We start from the raw sequence: 20,685 nt of genomic DNA on the forward strand, positions 1-20,685 counted from the left end.
GGGGACAGCCTTTGGCGATCGCTTTTCTCGCCTGGGCGTAGAAGTCAGCGCCAAACAAAGGTTGGTCTCATAATCAGTCGAGAAATTTCACGAACAGGTGGGATATATTAGTACGCCCAGCCAAACCACCACCTGCCAATCATCGGATAACACGGACCAGTCTCGTAGCCGCGGCGGATGAATTCATTGCGGGTAATCTTGCAGTCGCCTTCTGTGAGCATCGGTCCCGCCGTCCCAGTCCATAGCACACCCACCCCTGCGACTGAGGTGCTTTGACTGCCCTCAGAAGCATGGGCAGCCATGGTCCAGGGACCGGCCAGTGTGGCGGCAGCGACAGATGCAACGATGATGAGGCGAGCGAGTTGAACTCGCCGATTTACATCAACCATAGGCAAACAATATATTTAACGTAATTCACCTCTGATCCAACCTTCCTTCAAAACAGCTGCAGCGCACACCACAACGCTGTGCTTCGCGACCTGTTGCCCTGCAAGCAAATCGCTCTACCCAGGGAGGACCCCGGTGAACTGCGGTGGGTCGTAGGCCTCGGTGCGGCCGATGTCAATGCCAACCTCGATGACCCAGGCGATCAGGTCGCGGATGATCGGGCAGCGATCAAGGAAAAGCCAGCCCCTCTGCTGAGTTTCTACCTGACCGTCCTTGACCAGCGGATGGAATTTTTAGCGGAGCAGGGTAGGCCCGGCTGATGGTCTGTTCGACGTGGCTGCCCTGGGTGCCCCTGGCGGTAGCCCGCGGCGACACATGGCTGGCGCCAGCGGGATGGATCACTGCCGCCACCCAGATGCCGCCTATCTGGGTAACTGGAACGGTCCGCCAGGTCGTTCCGTCGTCGTAGGACACCCGCACGGTGAGTTCGTTGACCGAGCCGCCGGTCGGCCCTGGCTGATGCTCGACCCGGATCGGGAGCAGGATGGGCTTTCCGGCCCGTGCCGTTCTCCCGGCGTCCAGTGCGAGGGTGTAGCGCACCGCTAGGCGCTGTCTTCAAAGGATTTTGGTGTCGGATGATGTAGGGCGTGGGTCGTCGCTATGAGTTGTCTGACGTCGAGTGGGATGCGTTGTCGAGGTATCTGCCGTCGGCGGTGACTGGTGGTCGGCCTCGGGTCGATGACCGGCGGGTCCTCAACGGGATCGTGTGGAAGATCCGGGCCGGGGCGGCGTGGCGGGATGTGCCCGCCCGCTACGGATCCTGGCAGTCGATCTACACCCGTTTCCGCAGATGGGCCCTGGACGGCACGTTCGAGCGGATGCTCGCCGGGGTCCAGGCCGACGCGGACGCTGCCGGGGACATCGACTGGCTGGTGTCGGTGGATTCCACGATCGTGCGTGCTCATCAGCATGCCGCTGGCGCTAAAGGGGGCACCGAGAAACGGACGAACCACAAGATCACGCCCTCGGTCGAAGTCGAGGTGGACTGACCACCAAGATTCACCTCGCCTGCGACGGCCTGGGTCGGACCCTGGCGTTCGTGCTCAGCGGCGGCAACGTCAACGACTGCAGCCGCTTCACGCACGTCATGGCAGCGATCCGGGTCGAGCGGTCCGGACCCGGCCGACCTCGGGTCCGGCCCGACCATGTCATCGCCGACAAGGGCTACAGCTCGAAGGCCATCCGTGAGCACCTGCGCCGGCGCGGCGTCGGACACACGATCCCTGAGCGCGCCGACCAGCAGGCCAACCGCCACCGACGAGGCAGCCGTGGCGGCCGACCACCGGTGTTCGACAAGCAGCTCTACAAACGGCGCAACGTCGTGGAGCGGTGCTTCAACCGGCTCAAGCAGTGCCGCAGCGTGGCGACCCGTTACGACAAGACCGCGACCTCGTTCCAGGCCACAGTCACTATCGCCGCGCTACTCCAATGGTTGTGAACCTTTGAAGACACGGCCTAGGGCGCGTTTCATAATCTGGTCTGAGTCGCTCGTTGATGATGGGCAATGGTCAGGACGGCCTGGAAGCGGATGGCCCCTTGAGTGGCTCGCGGTGATTGAGCTGGTGCCCGTTGGGGGATCGTCTACTGGCACGCACTTGGAGCCGCTCGATCGAAGCGTCCGCCCGCGGGCCTCGGCGAACGTGCCCGGCCCCGAGGCCGCCAACTCCCGACACAACTCCTGATAGGCGGACAACGGCGGTCCCGGCGGCGACGCAGCCACCCGAAACGCCGCCGCGGCTGCCCTGACGTCACCCGCGCGGTCCGATACACCACCCGAGGCGCGGGCCGATCCCGATGACGAGGCATAGCCAAACCCGCCCCATCGGTACGACAAACCCCCGGGCACCAACCCGGCAAACGTAAATGGACACCGCAGAAGCGACCAGACTCTCCTGACGAGTCCGTTTGATGGACCTTGTGGTTCCCGGCGAGGTGATCCGTCCGTACGATCGTTGAGAAGGGCTGGCCTTCGGGGGCCGGGGGCCGATGCCTCGCTCGTGGTTGCCCACCAGCGTAGCCCGCCACCCCAGCCAGCGCGGACAGCGGAGAGCCAGCAGGCCGGGCCGGGCCGGCGCAGCCGGCTTTGTGAGCCGCCTTCATCCTGGAGGACGTTGACAGTGAACGCGGCTCGCCAACTGTCCTCCGCTGGCCGACCTGCGACAACCGCCCTCCGATCGATCAGCGACGACGGCGCGGATCGCGCCCAGACAGGATGTGGTTTCGATTGCGCGCCGGGCCCGCCAACCGCCCTGAAAATGCCACGCGCTCCTATCCGCTTCCCGGTAGGGTCGCCAGCGCCGTCCTAGTCGGCCAACTGCATGGCTACGGCGATCTGCTCGCCGCCCGCTCGGCCGCACCAGCCTACTGAGCGATGTCGTGATACTCAGCCGGAACCGGAGACCCAGCGATGACCCGAAAGACATATCAGGTGATCGTGCGTGGCAAGTTCGCGCCGCTCGGTGATGAACAGCAGGCCGCGCTGCTCGCCAAGGCTGACGAGCACGACGTGTTCCAGGCGAAATTCACAGAACAAGGCACCGTCACCTACGAGCGGTCCCTGCTTACGTTCACCTTCCGCTGCTTGGTTCCGGCCAACGAGGAGGACAAGGAAGCGATCGTGATCGGTAAAGCGGAAGCGCTCGCCGCAGCCGCCGTCTCGGGACTTGGTGCCGACTACCGCGACCTCAAGTCGGTGTCTACCGACCTGGACAGTATTAGGATCCGCCGCCGAGAACACTGACATTCGACCTCGTCTCCGCTGCCGCCGTCCACGCACTGACATCAGCTAATGGGCGTCTCGTAGCTGGGTGAAGGATTGCCTTGGGTCGGACCGATGGTCAGCCGGTGAGGATGATGTTGTGGAGGTTGGCGATGCCGGAAACGGCGTCGGCCCATGTGTGGCCGGCACGGCTGTAGTCGCGCAGGATCTTGAAGCACTTCATCCTGGCCAGGGCCTGTTCGCCCCCTGCCCGGACCGGGCGATGTTGCACGTTCGGGGTCTTGCTTCCAGGCGGGTAGTTCGCTGCCGTCGTGGGCTTGCGGTACGGGATGATCACCTCGGGTTGCCGCAGTAGCCGCCGACGGTCATCACCGGGCGTCCGTCTAACGTCTCGGCGATGCCCGAGGTGCGGTAGACGATGGTGTCGTTGCGGTTGCCGGGCTGCGGGTCGCCGACGGCGATGACCAGGCGGGTGGAGGCGTCGATGGCTACCTGCAGGTTCGTCGAGTACCGGCAGTTCTTGCTCCGAGCCGCCAGACGATGATCGCGGGTCGGGACCAGGGCCCCGTCGACGATCGCGATCTGCTCGACCGGCCGCTTATGCACCGGCACCAAGGCCAGCAACGGTGCGTGGTGTCGATGACCCGACACGCCGCGGAGTGCGACACCAGAACAGCGGGCCGATCTGCCGCATCGTCAAGTCCGTAAGCCAGTACGCGGCCACCAGCAACACCCGATCGGCGAGGTCCAGGGCCCACTGCCGGCCCGGTGGGCCGGCAGCGCTTGCGTCCCCCCACGCTCGGCGACCAGGCGGACCAGATCTGTAGGGCCGCGGACGGCGATGGCGGGGCGGGCGTAGGGACCACTGGACGGCGTCCCGAAAGGAGCGCGATTTCCTGGAGATCAGCCTGGGGCCGTCGCAAAGCCCCGATGGCCCTTCATTTCGAGCAGGAGCTTCGCGGCCTGCTCAGCTCCATCGGCACGGACTGTCTTGGCTAGGGCGGCCGCGCGGGCAACCGTCTGGGGGGCCAGTACGACGTCGAGCGCGGTCGATAGAGATCCAGCGGTCGGTGTCGGGCCGTCGTGTCCCATTCCGAGGCCCAACTCGGTTACCCTGTCGGCCCAGTAGTGCTGATCCACGCCCTGCGGCACGACCAACTGGGGTGCTCCGGCGCTGGCCGCCGCCGTAGTCGTGCCTGCACCGCCGTGATGAACGACGGCAGCTACCCGGTGGAACAGGGCCTGCTGGTTGACCTCGCCTACGACGAAGCAGTCATTCCGTTCGTCGATTAACGCAAGGTTGGCCCATCCTATGTTGAGCAGGACACGGCCGCCGTGTGCTCTGACCGCCTCGATGGCCGCCCGAGCGATCTCCGTCGCAGCACGCATCGGCATGCTGCTGAAGCCCACGTACACCGTTGGGGTGCCGGCTTCCAGGAACGCTTGCAGACTTGTCGGAAGGCGACGCTCGTCCGGTCGGATCCAGGCACCGGTCTGCGTCACATCAAGGTACGCAGGCTGCGGCCAAGGGCCGAGGACCGGGTCTGCCGCCAGGAACGGTTTGTCAGTGAGGATGTGGTCGCGGATGTTGTCTCTCGGGGGCAGCCCGATCGAGGCCCGGTGTGTGTTGACCGGCTCGCCGAATAGCTCGTTCAGGTGCTCGGCGTTGAAGTCCCACAGCACCCTGCGATCGACCTCCTCGGGGGGCATCAATGAGCCTGGTCGGAAGACGGGCTTGTGGTGCGGCGAAGGCAGTTGGTAGGGAGAGAGGGCAGTGGCCAGATAGCGGATGCCCAGTTTTTCGGCCGCCGCCCGCGCGCCGGCCATGGCGGGGGGCGATCCGGTGGCCACCACCGCGTCACAGCCGTTGGCAGCCGTTGCGACCGCCTCGTAAATCATTGCGGTGAGCTTGGCCGCGATATCGGCCAAGGTCTTGGGGAGGCCGCCGAGCGCTCCTATCGCCAGTGCCCTTATCGGCCAGCCGATCGGCGTCACCGGTATGCCGGTGCCATCCAGCAGCTCTGCAAAATCCGGCGGCGCGCACATCCGCACCCCGACGCCGAGGTCCTGCAGCTGTAGGGCCAGCGCCGCCATCGGCTCGATATCCCCGCGTGAACCGTAAGTCACCAACACGATCCGCATTTCACAACTCCCTCTTATTCGGTTTGCCGACGGCGTTGACGAGTGAGTCTGAGGTATAACCAGGCCTTGCGGCAAGAGGCCCTATGTGTTATAAGTTAGAGGTGGCAAGGGGCCGCTAGGTCATTTGGCCAATTCTTTGCAGCTCGCTGCACCCGGACCCTTCATGAGGGGAAGGTGCGCTAGCAGACCCCGGAGAAGGTGGTCCAACCCGGCGACGTGCTACTGATGCACTTTCGCCCGGCGCTGATGGACGACCTGCTCGCGGCCTTGAAGGCGATCCACCGGGCGGGGCTCACCCCGGCGCTGCTGGAGCGGTACGTACGGTGATCGGCCCGTCGCCGACCTGACGAAAGTCAGGGGCGGGTGGTGCCGTTCGGGCGCGGCGGGGCGGCCGGCCGCTCGCCTAGCGTCAGCGCATGATCACATTACGTGGGTTGACGAAACGGTTCGGCCCGACAGTCGCTGTCGACGCGTTGACAGTCGACATCGCGCCCGGCCGGGTCACCGGCTTCCTCGGCCCCAACGGCGCCGGCAAGTCCACCACCATGCGGATGATCCTCGGGCTGGACCGTCCCACCGCCGGGCAGGCTCTGGTGGGCGGGCGCGCGTACCGGGAGCTGCGCCGACCGCTGCACGAGGTGGGCGCGCTGCTCGACGCCCGGGCCATCCACCCGGCCCGGTCCGGCCGGGCGCACCTGCGTGCCATGGCGCACAGCAACGGCATCCCGGCCCGCCGGGTCGACGAGGTGCTGGACACCGTCGGGCTGGACGGACGGGCCGCCGGCAAGCCCGGCCGGGCCCTCTCCCTCGGCATGGGTCAACGACTCGGCATCGCCGGGGCGCTGCTCGGCGACCCGCCGGTGCTGATGTTCGACGAGCCGGTGAACGGCCTCGACCCGGACGGGGTGCGCTGGGTGCGGCAGCTGACGCGCTCACTGGCCGACGAGGGGCGGACGGTCTTCGTCTCCAGCCACCTGATGAGCGAGATGCAGCTCACCGCCGACCAGCTCGTGGTGATCGGCCGGGGACGACTGCTCGCCGACTCGCCGATCGGCGAGGTGATCGCCCGCAGCACGGTAGCGGTCCGGGTCCGCAGCCCGTACCCGGACGGGCTGGCCGCGCTCGCCGCGCGCCTCACCGCCGCCGGGGCGAGCGTCGAGAGCGCCGACCGCGACGCGCTGACCGTCACCGGCGCCACCGCCGACCAGGTCGGCGACCTGGCACACGAACTGGGGGTACGCCTGCACGAGCTGAGCGCGCACGCCGCGTCGCTGGAGCAGGCGTTCATGGAGTTGACCGCCGACAGCGTCGAGTACGCCGGCGGAACGACCGGAGGTGAGGCCCGATGAGCACCGACATCACTCCTACCGCCCGGCCGGCCCTTCTGCGCAGTGCGGTGGCCGCCGAGTGGACTAAGCTGTCCTCGGTACGCACCACCTGGTGGACCGCGCTCGCCGCGCTAGTGCTGATGGCCGGCACCGCCGCGCAGGTGGCGATCTACGCCCTTGTCGCCAACACCAACGATGACCCGGCCGACGACCTGGGGGTCGTCACCGTCGGCAGCGTGCTGATCGACTCGGTCGAGCTGACCCAGTACGTGGTGCTGGGGCTGGGCCTGCTGGCGATCACCGCCGAGTTCACCAGTGGCACCATCCGGACCACGTTGCAGTGCACCCCGTCGCGCGGTCGGGTGCTGCTGGCCAAGGCCGCGGTCGCCGGTGCGGTCACCTTCGCGCTCGGGCTGGTGCTCGGCGGTGTCGGCGCTCTGGTCGCTCGGCTGGTGCTCGGCGAGTGGGGCAGCGTCCCGGCCGCCGACACGATCGGCGACATCGTGGCGGTGGCGACCTACCTGGCGCTTGTCGGTGTGCTCGCCCTGGGTCTCGGCGCCGCGCTGCGCAGCGCGGTGCTCACCCTCACCGTGCTCCTCGCCACCCTGATGATCGTGCCGCTGTCGCTCCAGGAGCCGGACATCGACGTGCTGAACCGCATCGCCGACGTGTTCCCCGGCGTGGCCGGCGGGCACTTCCTCGCCGGCGACACCGAGCCGTACCCACCAGCGGTCGGGCTGCTCCTGCTCGCCGGATGGGCCGCCGCCGCACTGCTGCTGGGCCGGGCCGCCCTGCGCCGCCGCGACGCGTAACGCATGTCGGCTGAGCGGGGGCCGGTCGCGGGCCTCCGCTCAGCCGTCGACCAACCCCGCCTCGCACGCGAGGATCGCCGCCTGCACCCGGTTACGCACGTCCAGCCGGGTGAAAATGCTGGTCAGATAGCTCTTCACGGCACCCTCCACAAAAGGCAGCTGCTGTGGCCCGCTCAACAACCTCGCACCGTCTCGCGCGATGGCCGTCCTGCGCCGGATGACGCTGCACCCTGAGGCCGCAAGACCGACCGCGCGGTTCCGCCGTGGCGAATAACCTCGCCCCGCTGGGCACCGCGTACCAGCCAGTCCTACATGGACCGGTACGTGACGAAGATGATCGCCCCGGGGCGGATCCCCGTCGACGGCGGTGCGCCCACTGACGGCCTGCACATCATCGACTTACCCAATCCCGCCCCCGGCTCGCGAGTTCGCCTTCGACGAGACCAACCGCCGCCAGCGACTCCAGTTGAGTGGTGATGAAATCCAACGTGGACGGCACGTCGACGTCCACCCCCACCTCGACCGTCGGCCGGCCATACAAGTCCACGAGGGTGTTGCCGCGGCTCGGCCCAGTTGTGGTGTCCACCTCGACAAACGCCCGGGCAACGGTGACTAGGCCGGGCCGGATCGCCTCCGCCATCGCCAGTGGGTCGTGCAGCGGCACCACGTCCATTCCGTGGTCCCGCCCGTATGCCGAAAGGTAGTACCCCAGCGCGTTCGCACAAAGAGCGGCTACGGTGCCAGCCGAACGCAGCCGGTCCAAGTCATCCGGACTGTAGGCGGTGCGGTACGTAACGTCGAGCCCGACCAACGTGGTCGGCACCGGCCGGGGCAGTCCCGGCTCAGTCAGCACCCGGTAGGCGGCCTCCGGGTCAGCCCAGATGTTGAACTCGGCTGCTGGTGTTCGATTGCCGGCTCCGATCGAGCCACCCATCACCACCAGCCGGGCCAATCGTGACGCCACATTGGGATGCACCGCGAATAGGTGCGCCACGTTGGTCAGCGGCCCAGTCGCCACCAGCGTCACCGGCTCGGTGGCAGTCCGTACAGTCTCGACGATCAGCTCCAGTGCGGTGGCATCGACTGGACCGGCGCTCGAGGTTGGCAGTGTTACCCCGCCTAACCCATTGTCTCCATGGACCGATTCGGCGCGGGCGCTCAGCGAGCGCAGATACGGCCGGTCCGCGCCGCGGGCAACCGGGATGTCGGCCCGGCCGGCCATCGCCAGCACGTCCAAGGCGTTGCGGGTAGTTGTGTCGATTCCCACGTTGCCGCCAACGGTGGTGACTCCGACCAGTTCCACCTCCGGGCTAGCCACCGCCGTCAGGATGGCCAGCATATCGTCGATGCCAGGATCGCAGTCCAGCAGCACAGGGCGCGTCACACGCAGAGCCTAATCTGCTCCTATGCCGGGCCGCCGACGAGGGCTGACGTGTGAACAAACGGCAGAAGTCGATGTCGATCGTCCTGACCGTAGGGCAGCGTGAAGACGGCCCGCGGTTCTCGAAGGGCGGCTATGCACCCCACCGGTTGGCGCCGCGTCTGGTGATCGTCCGGCGGGCGTCCTCGATATTCCGGAGGGTGATGCCGACTCTCTGGCGGCCTTGACAACGTCCTCTGGGCGGACGTGCTTTTACAAACCAGGAGGTAGGTGTTGACGGGCGTGCTGAAGGCACTCAACCGTCCGGGTCAAGACAGGCCGTGCCGAAGGAGCTGAGTGAGCCGCGAAGCTTCGGCTCGGAATGATCAGCCGCCGAGGCTCCGTCATGTCCGCACGCTGGTTGCCGGGAGGTTGCGGCCTTCTTGCTGCTTGCCTTCCAACCGGCCGGCGCAGCGATGCCCGAAGTCTCGGTGAGGTGGCTGCTGTCGACGAGCTCGACGTCGATGATCACCGAGCATGCGGCATAGGCTGTCGCCGGCAAGGCGCAAACCAGCGCCGAGCGGGCGAGTGCCCACGCCTCTGCAGAACCGAGGCGATGATCATCGCGGGCTTCCTGTCGCCCGGAGGTGGGGCTGAGCTCAAATCAAAGCCGCCTGGTCGAACCAGGTCAACGAGCAGGTGGTCAACGTCGTGTGAGCCTTGGCTCCGGCGCACATTCCGTGGGCCGTGCTCGCTGATGGTTCGGACGCGGACCAGGCCGTCGAAGTGGATCGGGGAAGCATCGCAGAGCGATCGCTTCGCCGATGGCCGCGCTGTTAAGCGGTGGCAGTGTACGCGGGATTCGGGGCAAAGCGTCGGCCTGGCGATTGTGCGGCCGTGTCCCGTCGGGCGCAATCGGAGGCTGCGGGAAGTTCTCGCGGTAGAGCGACTACGTCGATATTCGGATCGGCAGGCGCCTAATCCAGCCACATTCCACCGCAAGGGGAACTGATCCTCCCGACAACCATGTGGAGGTCGTCAGCTAGTACTCCGGCGTTCCATGGATCTGATCTTCATCACGGCCGTGACCGCCGCCAGCGCCACGAACAGCACTGCGGAGCCGGCTACTAACGGGTTGACGAAACCGGGCACCAAATCGGGGCCGCAGGTGGTGTCGTGTAGCGGCCACATGCGCAGCGACCCGTCAGCCGGGCCGCGATACCCATAGCCATACAGGTCCGGTCGCGCCAGTCCGCACCGGTCGTCGGCATCGGTAACCGCCCCGAAAGTGGTCGCTGCCAACCCATACCCGTAGGCGGCCGCCGTCGCCAACGACGCTCCGAAAGTAAGCAATCCCCCCGCCCTCGTCAGCGCCCTCGATCTGTCCCGCATGCGTCGCTTACCAGTCAGAGCGAGCATCGCCAGAGCCCCGAGCACGCCGGCGCTCACTGCGGCCACAGGCCAAGCCTGTACTAGCAGCAGCGGCAAGAGGATGAGACTCATGGGACGCGAACATACCCGCATCTCATCGTCCTGGTCTCGATCACGCTGCTGGCATCTCCGTCGGCGACTTCGCTCGCCGCTCTGGGTAACGATTCGCCACCGTGCTGCTCGCCGTGCAGACCCGCCGAGCGATCGACGCCTGCGCGACCGCACCTCCGACACCCGTGCCTTGTGGCGGCGCGAGTACCCTAGCGCTGAGGTCAATTGTTGAGATCGCGGTCGCTCAACCCCAGCAAGCAGACGCATTCGGCGGGAGTGACGGCCTCGCTGCAAGGTGGGGGATCAGCTCGTCACCACGTCGGGCGCAGGCGGCAGCCACTGTCTCGTAGGCATTCAGCGCTGCGGCAATCCCTCGTGTTGTTCACTCCGGGCGACGGCCAATCACCTGTAGCGATGGTGTGGAGGTTGGCGATGCTGGCGGCGGCGTCGGTCACGGTCTGGAGGCGCGGTGGCAGCGGTTTGAAGCACCTTCGGCAGGTCTGGCCTGCTCGACGCTGTCAGAAACCGTCAAGTCGGTCGGCCGCCGTCTGGTCGTCAGAGGCCAAACACTGGGCCGCATGTCGACATGCCCTTGACCGTTACGGTAGGCCGCTGCTGTTGAGCCCACTTCTGTCGCGTCAGCCGTAGGCGATCGGATACGACGGCTTCGCTGCCGCGGGCGTCGACGGAGATGCCGTCATTCTCGTAGCCGAGTTGCGGGATACTCCGTGGGAGGCGTGATTGCCCTGAAACACCTCGGTGAGTGCCGCGTTGGCGCCGAGGTGATCGAAGGCCAAGGTGAGAAGACCGAAGCGGGCTTCGGTTCCGTAACCTCTGCGCTGATGTTTGAGTCCGAGCCAGGCTGACGTCTTGACCTCGCGATCGGTCGGAAAATCACGTGCTCGCAAATTGACCAGGCCGGTCGGCTCGTCCCCGTGAAACACCCCCGACCCCGGCTGCCACGTCGTGACCTGCCATTCTGCAAGGCTTCTCCAGTGACTCTGAAGCACTGCCCGAGCGCGGTCTTCGTAGCTCCCGTCGGTCCAGGGGGTGAGGAAGGGACGTTCGTTGGGGGGTGGACCCCCGCGCCGGCCAAGCGAGCTATTCGCTAATTCGGCCTCTGGGCAGGCGTAGTTCCAGGTGTGGTGTGGTGATGATGAGGTTGTATTGAGGCCAGAGGTCCGTAAGCACGTACTCCATCTTCTCGGTCGCGGCCTAACTGCACCAGTTGATTGCCGGGCAAGCACCGGCCTTCGGGCATCCCGAAGGACTGCCCTGGCCCGACAAGGCCTCCAGTCAGGCTAATGGCTGGCTTCGACTTGAGCTGGGTTGAAGGCTGTCTGTCGGTTGTGCGTGGATGTCCACTGACTGCGGCAACCGTTAGAGTCGCTGGATCCGTGGGCGGCTGATCCGGGCGGCTTGGCGGCCAACGGCCGGCCCGGTCATTGCGCCAAAGCGACAGATCGCCCGGGACCGCGGGGCCGGTCCACTGCCAGGCGAGTCCTGGCAGCTGTCGGCGGTGGGCCAGGTCTCGGGTGGGGAACGGCGTTCTGTTGCAGAACTCGGATAGGCCGGTGCCGCGGACCCGGCAGCAACGCCAGTCAGGCAGCTGGCGCTTGAAGCAACCATGGTGGCCGGGCGCTGTTTCGTTAGTGCGTGACCGACTTCTCAATCCTGCCGGCAGCGACGACATCAATATCGACTGAACTACCGGGTAGGTAGAACGCCACTCCGTGAAGCCGCTGTGAAACGGAACTGAATGCGGCCGAGTGTAGGTTAGTCGCTTACACATGTAGCGCACGAACGGCGGTGGCTTGCTGTGTCTATCGACAGTCTGAAAGCTTAGCGGCGATGGTGGCCACTGCGCCGCAGGGTTGGAAGACTAACGGTGGTTTCGGGATCATTCAGAGCGGTCCAGGGAGCCTCATGACCTTGGGTCTGCAGCTGGACTAGAGCGCCCGATAGAACTGCCGCAGCGTAGCCTGAAGCGGCCTGCGGTGCAAAACCGGCTGGAATCAGCCGGCAGTCAAAGCCTGCCTAGGAACTTGTCCTAGCCCGATGCCTGTCTCGTGAAAACGATCGTAAGGGCGTACGACTGATATTGATCCCCGGGTCACGACACCGCACAGCGATCCTTTTGATAAGCGGTCAACATTCGCAGATGCTGCGAGGGCCTTGCCGATCGCGATGCAACGTCGCCCCTGCAGCACAGTAGCGATTGGAGTGACCAGCGGTGAGAGCTGACAGTTCGCATCAGCTATCAAATCTGCAAATCGGGACGGCCTCTACCTTTAACGCTTAGAAAGGGTTGCAACGATTAGTGCAAGAGCAGTGTCCTCAAAGTCAATCTTAGGTTGTACCGGTTAGGGTTTTAGTGATGTGGTTTCGCAGTCGTAAGATTTTGGCTAATATCGGATCTTTGGGGATCTGTGGCTTGGTGGCGGGCTTGTTGCTGGCGGCAGCGGCCTTTCCTTTAGTCGGCTTCTCTGGGTTAGCGGCGAAGGCGGGTGCTGAAGCATTCGATAGGCTGCCGAGCGAGCTCAGGGTGTCACGAGCCCCGCAGATTAGCTATCTCTTGGCTTCGGACGGCAAGACGCCACTGGCAGCCATGTACGACGAGAACCGTCGAGACGTGAAGCTTTCGGAGATCTCACCATTCATGCGGGAGGCCATAATTGCGGCTGAGGATCACGGCTTCTATCAACATAATGGGGTGGATTTGAAAGGTGTGGCTCGCGCTTTCGTAAATAATCAAAACGAACGGGCAGGCCGGCAGGGTGCGTCAACGCTGACGATGCAATATGTGCGGCTAGCCACCACGTACTCGGCGACCCACCCCGCCGACGCAGTGGCGGCGGGTGAAGACACCAAGCTTCGAAAGCTCCGTGAGATCCGCTTGGCAATGCAGGTGGATAAAGAGTTGTCCAAAGATGAGATCCTGAAACGCTATCTAAATATTGCCGCGTTCGGTAACGGGGCGTACGGCATCTATGCGGCTAGCCAGGTCTACTTCGGTAAGCATCCGAGCAAGCTGACGATCGAGGAAGCGGCCCTGGTCGCAGGCATGGTTAAGGCCCCGACCATGAACGACCCGACGACCGAGGCTGGCTATACGCTCGCTCTCGATCGGCGCGACTGGGTTATCGACAATATGGTCGAGATCAAAGCGATCAGCAAGACGGAAGGTGAGGCCGCTAAACGGATCAAGCTGGTGGTGAAGGGAAAGCGCACGCCGAACGGTTGCATTGCTGCCAACGTCAACAGCTGGGGCTTTTTCTGTGACTATTTCTACCGTTGGTGGATGCAGCAGAAAGTATTCGGCTCGACTCCGTTCGAACGTGAGCGGCAGTTGAAGAGCGGCGGGTACACAATCACGACCACACTCGACGTGCACGCTCAGATGGGCGCGGATAAGGCGGTGCGTAAAAACCTTGGCGTGAAAAGCGCGGCCGCCCGGATGGTCGCAGCAATCGAGCCGGGCAGCGGCCGAGTGCGAGCACTAGCGGTGAATCGGAACTTTAAAATCGACGACCCCAAGAATCCACAGAACAAGTACTCCAGTGATCCACGGAAGGCTAATAAGAAGATCCGGGGGAATTATCCAAATACGGTCAACCCGCTACTTACTGGCGGCAACGGCATCGATGGCTACCAGGTGGGGTCGACGTTCAAAATATTTCCGACCATCGTGGCCCTGGAGAGGGGTATCCCACTCAGCCATGTCATTGATGCGCCCAAGCAATTCAAGTCGGAGTACCTAATTGAGGCGGCGTCTCCGGCGGCCTGCCCCGGCACCAACCTTTACTGTCCCACCAACGACGTTGAGAGCATGGCCGGGAAGCACACTATGTGGAGCGCCTTTGGCACATCCGTCAACACGTATTTCGTGGCTCTGCAGCAGCAGGTCGGTGCGGAGAACGTTGTCAAGGCGGCCCAGCGACTTGGTATCAATTTCCGGGATAGTGGGGACGCCCGCCGGGCGACCACGGAAGGCGGTGCCAACCAGTGGGGTGCCTTTACTCTCGGCGTCTCGCAGACCACACCGTTAGACTTGGCCAACGCCTACGCCACCCTAGCCGCCGACGGTGAGTACTGTGAGCCGATGCCGGTGCAGGAGATTCGCGGCCCGGATGGCGAGATCCCAAACATCGCTAAGCCGCGCTGCGAGAAGCGAGTCAGTACTGAGGTAGCCCGAGCGGCTGTGGACGCCGCCCGCTGCCCGGTTGGAGATCGGTCAATCATATCCAAATGCACAAACGCGACCGCGGGTAACGTCCGGTCCATCGTTGGTAAACCGGTGGCCGGCAAATCCGGCACGACTGACCTTGACAAAACCGCCGCCCTGGTCGCAATGACTAAGCAGTACTCCGTGGCCGGCATCATGGCCGACCCTGACTGGCCTCAGACCAACCAAATAATGGGTCACGATACCACGACCGGCATCAACCCGGCGGTCTACGAAACTCTTCGAGACGCCATGAAGGGCAAACCCGGCATTGAGTTCACCCCTCCAGTGACAAACCTCTGATCCTGCGCTTGGGCAGTGTGGCGGGAGCGGGCCTCCGGGGAGCGATCTGAAGCCGCATGCTTGCATGCAGTGCCTGTTTCAAAGGCAGGTTTGTCCGTGCGGAATCGGCGATGCTGCGACGTCTTCGGTCGCTTTTCGAGATGCGAATGCCTGGGGCCAGCGCCTCCGCAGCCGGAGTCGGCCGGATCGTATCCGCCCGTGCGGCCCGGGTGAGGCCCGCCAGCGAGGTCCACCCCGGGTCTCGGGCACCTTTGGCGAATATCTCCTCGCACGCTGCTGGCAGGCGGTCGCCTTCGGCCCAGCATTGATGAAGTGGATGTCTGGGCGTGGCTGCCGTACCGGCGTCACGCCCAGACATGTGGCTCTGCATCGCCGATGAGATCCGATAATCTCGCCGTCACAGTGGACAGTTGAGAGGCACTGCCGGCGGTCCCGCTCTTGGTATTCCCCGACGTCGAAGCACCCACATCCGCCGCCCGGCTAGCCCTGACGGCGTCCGGTGTCGCCGGGCCTGATAGAGCGCCTCGGACCATTGAGCTGATCGCGTCCTGGAAGAATCGCTTCATGCAGAAATTCGCCCGTTTGTGATGGTGAATCGAGGGCACTTCGGCGTGCCGTCGACCACACCCGATCGGCCAGTCGTACAGTGCGGCCCCGCAGTCGCCGCAATCAGTTCGACTCGAGCCGGCCAACAGGCCCCCTTGTCCCGGCGCCAAGGTTCTGATACGGCCCGCGCTTACTCCGTTGTACCGCCTGGCCAGGCAACGGCTTGCGCGGCGATCACTCGTTCACCGTCAAATGTGACCGCCGGATCGCCATGGAGACGAAACCCGAGATCGAGGGCTTCGCTGACCCTGCGGCAGAACTTTTCGTCATCCGGCCCAATCAGGAGGCGGTAGCTCGGCAGGCCCTCCGGAGGGCTGGCTAGTCATACGCTTGGCATGCCAGACGCCAAAATGCTGCACGCGACGTGACCGCGACGTGACCGATGCCGGTGGCCCTCAGCGTCGCGCTGCAGACCGCAGCAACCTTCCATACAGGATCCGCCGTCCCCGATAATGGCTCATGCCAGGCCGTCTGAATGTGCTCTATCGCGGGGAACACACATGCCCGGCCGGTGAGCGTGCTTCGAGTGCCTGCAAGGACGACCGGACCGATCTGGTGGCTGACTACGTCATGGCAGAGGTGCACGTCCCGGAGCCGTCGCCTCATCCAACGTCGCGTTCAAGCGATCCTACGCCGCCAGGTCGAGGCGGTCCGGCATCTATGCGGACGAGGGGGCGGTCAGCCAATAGGTGCGCCTGGGTCCGCAGGCGGCTGCCGTCAACCCTCGTCAAAAGACTCTCGATGAGGCCTTTGACTAGGTCCTGAACAGCGTTGCGACAGCGTTGTGCGGCCGGGCTGCCGCCATCTTGAGCCGGTCTCGACTGAGCTGCCCGAGTGCTCCTTCACCGCCAATGCAGCTCATCGTTGCATCGGACGGTGGATCAGCGCGACCGGCCGGCGCAGCGTTCCCCTCCATACGCAATAACCCAGGCGGATGCGCTTGGCCCGAGCGGAGCACCGCCCCGGGCCAGTGCTGATGAGTGACAGAACCTCGGACCTGACAGGCTGCTTTCGTTGCGAGCCATACGTCGGTTACTGTAGACACGATTCCGGAGCGAAATTTGAAAGGATGCAGAACGTGGCAAAGCAAATCATTAATAAGTTGATCGATGACATCAGTGGAGGGGAGGCCGACGAGAGCGTCAGATTCGCCCTCGACGGGGTCCAGTACGAGATTGATCTGTCGAGCACCAATGCCGGAAAGCTGCGCAACGTCTTCGCTCCATATACCGCCAACGGCACCAGAGTTGGTCGAGACGGAACGATCCGCACGAGGCGTGACGTCCACGGGCTGGTCGGCTCCCGTGTCAGCCGGGTGGCCAAGGGTCGAGCTGCCGCAGCCAACCCTGATCAAAACAGGGCCATCCGTGCTTGGGCCAAGACGGCCGGTATAGCCGTCTCAGAGAGGGGCAGAATCCCCCAGCAGGTCATTGATGAGTATCAGGCGAAGGCGGGCCGCTAATTTGCCCGTACGTATCGCAGTGATCGCCTCACGGGCACCGACTCGGTAGCTGTCGCCCTTGATCCAGATGACTTCAATGTGGTGGCACAAGGCGGCCGAGTATGAGCGCGGCGACCACGTTTCCGAGGACCTCGCCTGCGGCCGTCCGGCTTGACTTTCAGTGACGCACCTACCCAGCCGAAAGGATACGGTTCGCGGCTTCGGCTTCGAACGGGAGGTAACCAACCTCATCCGGCAATCTGCGGCGGAACCCGGCCGACCTTGCCCAGTTCATCTCGAGGAGGCCGTCGCGGTGGGTTTCCGGCCAGGCGGGATATTCGCGTGGGCGTTGACGAACGCCCCCGAGGTCGGCATCTGGGTTTTGTCAGTGCGGTGGACACCGCGTCTTGGGTCAAAATTCGACGAAGTGCGATCAAGTCGGCGGGCCGTGGTACCCGTAACCGCCACCCATCGGGACACGGTGCGTTCATCTGACACGAAGGGCTCTACGCGCAATCATCGCACCTGTTGGCGGTACGGGTGGATGTTGGGGGAGCGCGGCCTTGCGTAAAACGGCGGCGCGAGCGGTGGAAGCCGAACAGAAGGATCCGCATGACGAGCAGTGACTTGTGGGATGATAATACTGCGGAGCGGTACGACGCTCTCTCGGCCGAGATGTTCGAACCCGGGTGCTTGACCCTGCCGTCGATTTCCTCGCCCGGGCGGCAGGGTTCTGGCCCTGCATTGGAGTTCGCAATCGGTACCGGTCGGGTTGCGATTCCGCTCGCTGCCCGAGGCATCCCCGTTACCGGTGTCGGGCTGTCGCAGCCGATGGTTGACCAGCTGCGCGCCAAGGTGCCCGCAGAGGAGCTGCCGGTCATCACTTCGCCTCTCTGGCGCTGGTAGAGGGATCGGCGGGTTCGGGCTTGGGATGGTCGTCTCCAGATCGATTAGCGCAGGGTATGCGCCGGCGACCGGGCAAACCGCAGTTGAGGCGGTGTACTCGTGCCGAGTTGCTGTGAGCAGCAGTAGCAAGTCGTCGTAGCCCTGCCACGGAGGGAGATCGGCGGCTCCACCACGTACGGCCCGTGGGCCCGTCGCCGGTCCGCGGCTGCGTCTACCGGTGCCCGTGAACCCGGGGACCCACACGTCGACGCAGAGCTCGTTCGCCAACCCATCGCCGCCAGCCCGAAAGCCTTCGCCCCTGCGGCCGCGAAGGTCAGTGCGATGGTGCCGACCCGAGCCGCGCATTCTCACTCCGCCTCGTTGGGTAGCCGTAACAGCAACAGCTTGAGGGCCGCGCGAGTCGCCCTCAAGCCGGGCCGTACCAGTGTTCGCCTCGGCGTATGCGTCCTCGTACTTGGGCAGCCGTGCCCTGTCAGCGCTCACCTTTGTACTGATTGACCTTGGCCACCCGTACCGCTGCCAGCACTCGGAGGGGCACCCTCAGGACGACGTCGTCGACCAGAGAGCCGGGCTCGGTGGAACCGTCCAGACTGCCGACGTTGCGCATGGGCCTGCTTCCTCCAGCCGACGATGCAACGGTGGTCTATTCGGTGCCAATCGGTCACCGGGGGAGGTGCGCCCCTCCGCGTCTGCCCAGGGCCGGTCCACAGGTTTTGAGCATTGCTTCGGCGCGCGCGGACGAGTTTGCCTAAGGGCAGCAGGCAGCAGGATCACTTACACCGTGAGCTGCGAAGTGCCCAACCGCCTGGCTAAGCGCTACTTTGAGCTTGCGGATGGGCTTCCCTCGAAGGCATCTAGAGGAGCCTTCTACCTCTTGCCCGGTTGTCGCCACAACCTGTGCTGTTGAGGCGGGCCACCCAGAGCCTTCAAGCTGAGTGTGGCGTGACTAACTTCTGGATTCGGCGAGCAACCGGCAGTGGGTGATCAGGCGTATCCCCTGTATGACCAGCCATGATCAGCCTTCATCGCCGCGGCCGACGTTTCTGCCTCCGACCGCGGGCGCCTCTATTACCCGTTGGGCAACTGAGCCATCGAGGGTCGGTCGCCGCTCCCTGCTGAGCGTGGCGGCTCTACTGCCTTTGGTCGCCTGCGGGGAAGCCAGGGAACCTAGCGCGTCCTCACCGGCCGCCTCCTCCCCGCCCGTTTCCCCCAGCTCATCGGCGGAAGAGCAACACAGCCGCCTGGTTGAGCTGGAGCGTCGGTTCGACGCGCGCCTGGGTGTGTATGCCCTCGCCACCGGAACGGGCGCCACCATCGCGCACCGTGCGGACGAGCGGTTCGCCTTCTGCTCGACGTTCAAGGGCCTCGCCGCTGCTGCCATCCTTCATAACCACTCGATGCCGCATCTGGAGACGGTCGTCCGGTACTCCCGTAAGGAGCTCATGAAGAGCTCCGTCATCACGGGGAAGCACGTAGCGACTGGAATGACCATTCGGCAACTGGCCGACGCCGCCGTACGGTACAGCGATGGAACCGCGGGCAATCTCCTACTTCGCGACCTTGGCGGGCCGGCAGCGCTAACGGCCTACCTGCGAAGCCTCGGTGACACGGTCACGCAGATGGACCGGATCGAGCCAGGAATCGTCAGCGCTATTCCTGGCGATCCGCGCGACACCACCACTCCCAGGGCCATTGGCACCGACTACCAGAAGATTGTGCTGGGCGACGCATTGCCGGCCGACAAGCGCGAGTTCCTCAAGGACTTACTTACCCGCAACACCACCGGCGCCCGCCGCATCCGCGCCGGGCTGCCGCCGGGCTGGACCGTGGCCGACAAGACCGGCACCGGTGATTACGGCACGATCAACGACATCGCTATCGTTTGGCCCCCGGGATCCACGCCCCTTGTCGTCTCATTGATGTCTAGCAGAGCAGCTCGAGAAGCCGACTATGACCAGGCTCTCCTTGCCGAGGCGACCGCGTACGTCGTGGACCGGCTTGTCTAACCGACCGTGGCCGGCGGGCAACACCTCGGCCTCTAGGAGCGTGTTTGAGAACGGCTGGTTAGGTCCAAGCGAAGGTGCGCCGGGGTTGCCGTCGGTCGGGTATGCCTCTGGTGATGCGGCGGGCCATGCCTGCGATCGCGGCCCAGCGGATGATCGCTTCGGATACTTCTGGTGGCGTTCGTAGTCGCGAGCCAGTCGGCGCTGGGCGGTTAGCCAGGCGAGGGTGCGCTCAACGACCCACCGGCGTGGCTGGACGGCGAATCCCTTTTGCTCGGAGGGTTTGCGCGCGATCTCGATCGTGGTGTCAAGCGTTTCGCGTGCCCAGTCGACGAGCCGTCCGGCGAAACCGGACTCGGCGAACACGTGTCGCATCGCCGGCGCCGCGACGCTCGCTGCGACCAGAGCACCCCTGGCACCGTCGCGGTCCTGCCGCGATGCGGCGAGAACCCGAGCGGTGACCAGCAGTCCCAGCCTGTCAGTGATGATGAACCGTTTGCGGCCGTTGATTTTCTTCCCGGCGTCGTAGCCGCGTGTGTCGCGGCGACGGTGTCAGCGCCCTTACTGACTGGGAGTCAATGATCCCGGCCGTCGGTTCCGGTCCGCGGGCCTGCTCAGCGCGGGCTTTGACCCTGATGGTGGCCAACAGTTGCTCGGTCACGCCTGCCTGTTCCCAGCGGGTGAAGTACCAGTAGACCCGGCGCCCGGCCTGGAAGGCCCGACCAGATCCGTCTGCCACGGGGGTAGATCGGCGGGCAGGTACCGCCACGGGCACACCTGATCGCACGACGTACAGGATTGCGTTCACGATCTCGCCGCGGATGCTTCTCCCGCCGACCCTCCGTCGCGGGCTGCGGCAGCAGCGGCTCGATCAACGCCCACTGCTCATCGGTCAAGTCTGATGGGTAACC

At 64.8% G+C, this 20,685-nt stretch carries 14 protein-coding genes and 3 pseudogenes; 8 read left to right on the plus strand and 9 right to left on the minus strand.

What is annotated here, in order from left to right:
• Positions 1–1,034: 1,034 nt before the first annotated feature.
• Positions 1,035–1,885 (plus strand): annotated as a pseudogene (locus tag OG992_RS31700) (IS5 family transposase).
• Positions 1,886–2,854: 969 nt separating this feature from the next.
• Positions 2,855–3,187, plus strand: coding sequence for a DUF6204 family protein (locus OG992_RS31705; protein ID WP_266305068.1), 333 nt, complete (start codon positions 2,855–2,857; stop codon positions 3,185–3,187).
• A 97-nt stretch (positions 3,188–3,284) separates the two neighbouring features.
• On the opposite strand, the pseudogene OG992_RS31710 reads toward OG992_RS31705, so the two are convergent.
• Together OG992_RS31710 and OG992_RS31715 are read right to left on the minus strand one after the other, a co-directional pair.
• Positions 3,285–3,959: pseudogene (locus OG992_RS31710) on the minus strand (transposase family protein); the annotation flags it as partial.
• A gap of 110 nt (positions 3,960–4,069) precedes the next feature.
• Entirely contained in the window at positions 4,070–5,308 is a 1,239-nt protein-coding gene (locus tag OG992_RS31715) for a glycosyltransferase (protein ID WP_266305069.1), read from the minus strand.
• 416 nt (positions 5,309–5,724) lie between these two features.
• Between OG992_RS31715 and OG992_RS31720 the strand changes: the two genes are divergently transcribed.
• The gene (locus tag OG992_RS31720) at positions 5,725–6,657 is read left to right on the plus strand and encodes an ATP-binding cassette domain-containing protein (protein ID WP_266305070.1); all 933 of its coding nucleotides are present in this window, start codon (positions 5,725–5,727) and stop codon (positions 6,655–6,657) included.
• Positions 6,654–7,448: an ABC transporter permease subunit gene (locus OG992_RS31725; protein WP_266305071.1), complete on the plus strand. Its 795-nt coding sequence runs from the start codon at positions 6,654–6,656 to the stop codon at positions 7,446–7,448. Before OG992_RS31720 ends, OG992_RS31725 begins: the two co-directional genes overlap by 4 nt.
• Before the next feature lie 391 nt (positions 7,449–7,839).
• Here the strand turns inward: OG992_RS31725 and OG992_RS31735 are convergent, their stop codons facing one another.
• From OG992_RS31735 to OG992_RS33860, 4 genes are all read right to left on the minus strand, one after another.
• Positions 7,840–8,832: a nucleoside hydrolase gene (locus tag OG992_RS31735; RefSeq protein WP_266305072.1), complete on the minus strand. Its 993-nt coding sequence runs from the start codon at positions 8,830–8,832 to the stop codon at positions 7,840–7,842.
• A gap of 292 nt (positions 8,833–9,124) precedes the next feature.
• Complete coding sequence (locus OG992_RS31740) at positions 9,125–9,340, minus strand: hypothetical protein (protein ID WP_266305073.1); 216 nt, start codon at positions 9,338–9,340, stop codon at positions 9,125–9,127.
• Positions 9,341–9,846: 506 nt separating this feature from the next.
• A complete protein-coding gene (locus OG992_RS31745) occupies positions 9,847–10,311 on the minus strand; it encodes a hypothetical protein (protein WP_266305074.1) in 465 nt (154 codons plus the stop codon).
• A gap of 617 nt (positions 10,312–10,928) precedes the next feature.
• Complete coding sequence (locus tag OG992_RS33860) at positions 10,929–11,537, minus strand: GNAT family N-acetyltransferase (RefSeq protein WP_323181932.1); 609 nt, start codon at positions 11,535–11,537, stop codon at positions 10,929–10,931.
• A gap of 1,130 nt (positions 11,538–12,667) precedes the next feature.
• Between OG992_RS33860 and OG992_RS31755 the strand changes: the two are divergent.
• A pseudogene (locus OG992_RS31755) lies at positions 12,668–14,803 on the plus strand (transglycosylase domain-containing protein); the annotation flags it as partial.
• A 751-nt stretch (positions 14,804–15,554) separates the two neighbouring features.
• Here the strand turns inward: OG992_RS31755 and OG992_RS31760 are convergent.
• Positions 15,555–15,725 carry a DUF1737 domain-containing protein gene (locus OG992_RS31760; protein ID WP_323181998.1) on the minus strand — a complete coding sequence of 57 codons (171 nt, stop codon included), beginning with the start codon at positions 15,723–15,725 and terminating at the stop codon, positions 15,555–15,557.
• A gap of 777 nt (positions 15,726–16,502) precedes the next feature.
• Between OG992_RS31760 and OG992_RS31765 the strand changes: the two genes are divergently transcribed.
• A complete protein-coding gene (locus OG992_RS31765) occupies positions 16,503–16,886 on the plus strand; it encodes an Lsr2 family protein (RefSeq protein WP_266305076.1) in 384 nt (127 codons plus the stop codon).
• 591 nt (positions 16,887–17,477) lie between these two features.
• Positions 17,478–17,771: a class I SAM-dependent methyltransferase gene (locus OG992_RS31770; protein WP_266305077.1), complete on the plus strand. Its 294-nt coding sequence runs from the start codon at positions 17,478–17,480 to the stop codon at positions 17,769–17,771.
• A gap of 472 nt (positions 17,772–18,243) precedes the next feature.
• Here the strand turns inward: OG992_RS31770 and OG992_RS31775 are convergent, their stop codons facing one another.
• The gene (locus OG992_RS31775) at positions 18,244–18,378 is read right to left on the minus strand and encodes a hypothetical protein (RefSeq protein WP_266305078.1); all 135 of its coding nucleotides are present in this window, start codon (positions 18,376–18,378) and stop codon (positions 18,244–18,246) included.
• Positions 18,379–18,892: 514 nt separating this feature from the next.
• On the opposite strand from OG992_RS31775, the gene bla reads away from it, so the two are divergent.
• Positions 18,893–19,777, plus strand: coding sequence for a class A beta-lactamase (bla, locus tag OG992_RS31780; RefSeq protein ID WP_266305079.1), 885 nt, complete (start codon positions 18,893–18,895; stop codon positions 19,775–19,777).
• Here bla and OG992_RS33930 read toward each other — a convergent pair.
• A complete protein-coding gene (locus tag OG992_RS33930) occupies positions 19,685–20,284 on the minus strand; it encodes a transposase (RefSeq protein ID WP_353962158.1) in 600 nt (199 codons plus the stop codon). The genes bla and OG992_RS33930 overlap by 93 nt on opposite strands.
• Positions 20,285–20,685: the final 401 nt, after the last annotated feature.

The sequence above is a fragment of the Micromonospora sp. NBC_00362 genome, assembly GCF_026342155.1.
In the GTDB taxonomy this organism is placed as follows: domain Bacteria; phylum Actinomycetota; class Actinomycetes; order Mycobacteriales; family Micromonosporaceae; genus Micromonospora; species Micromonospora hortensis.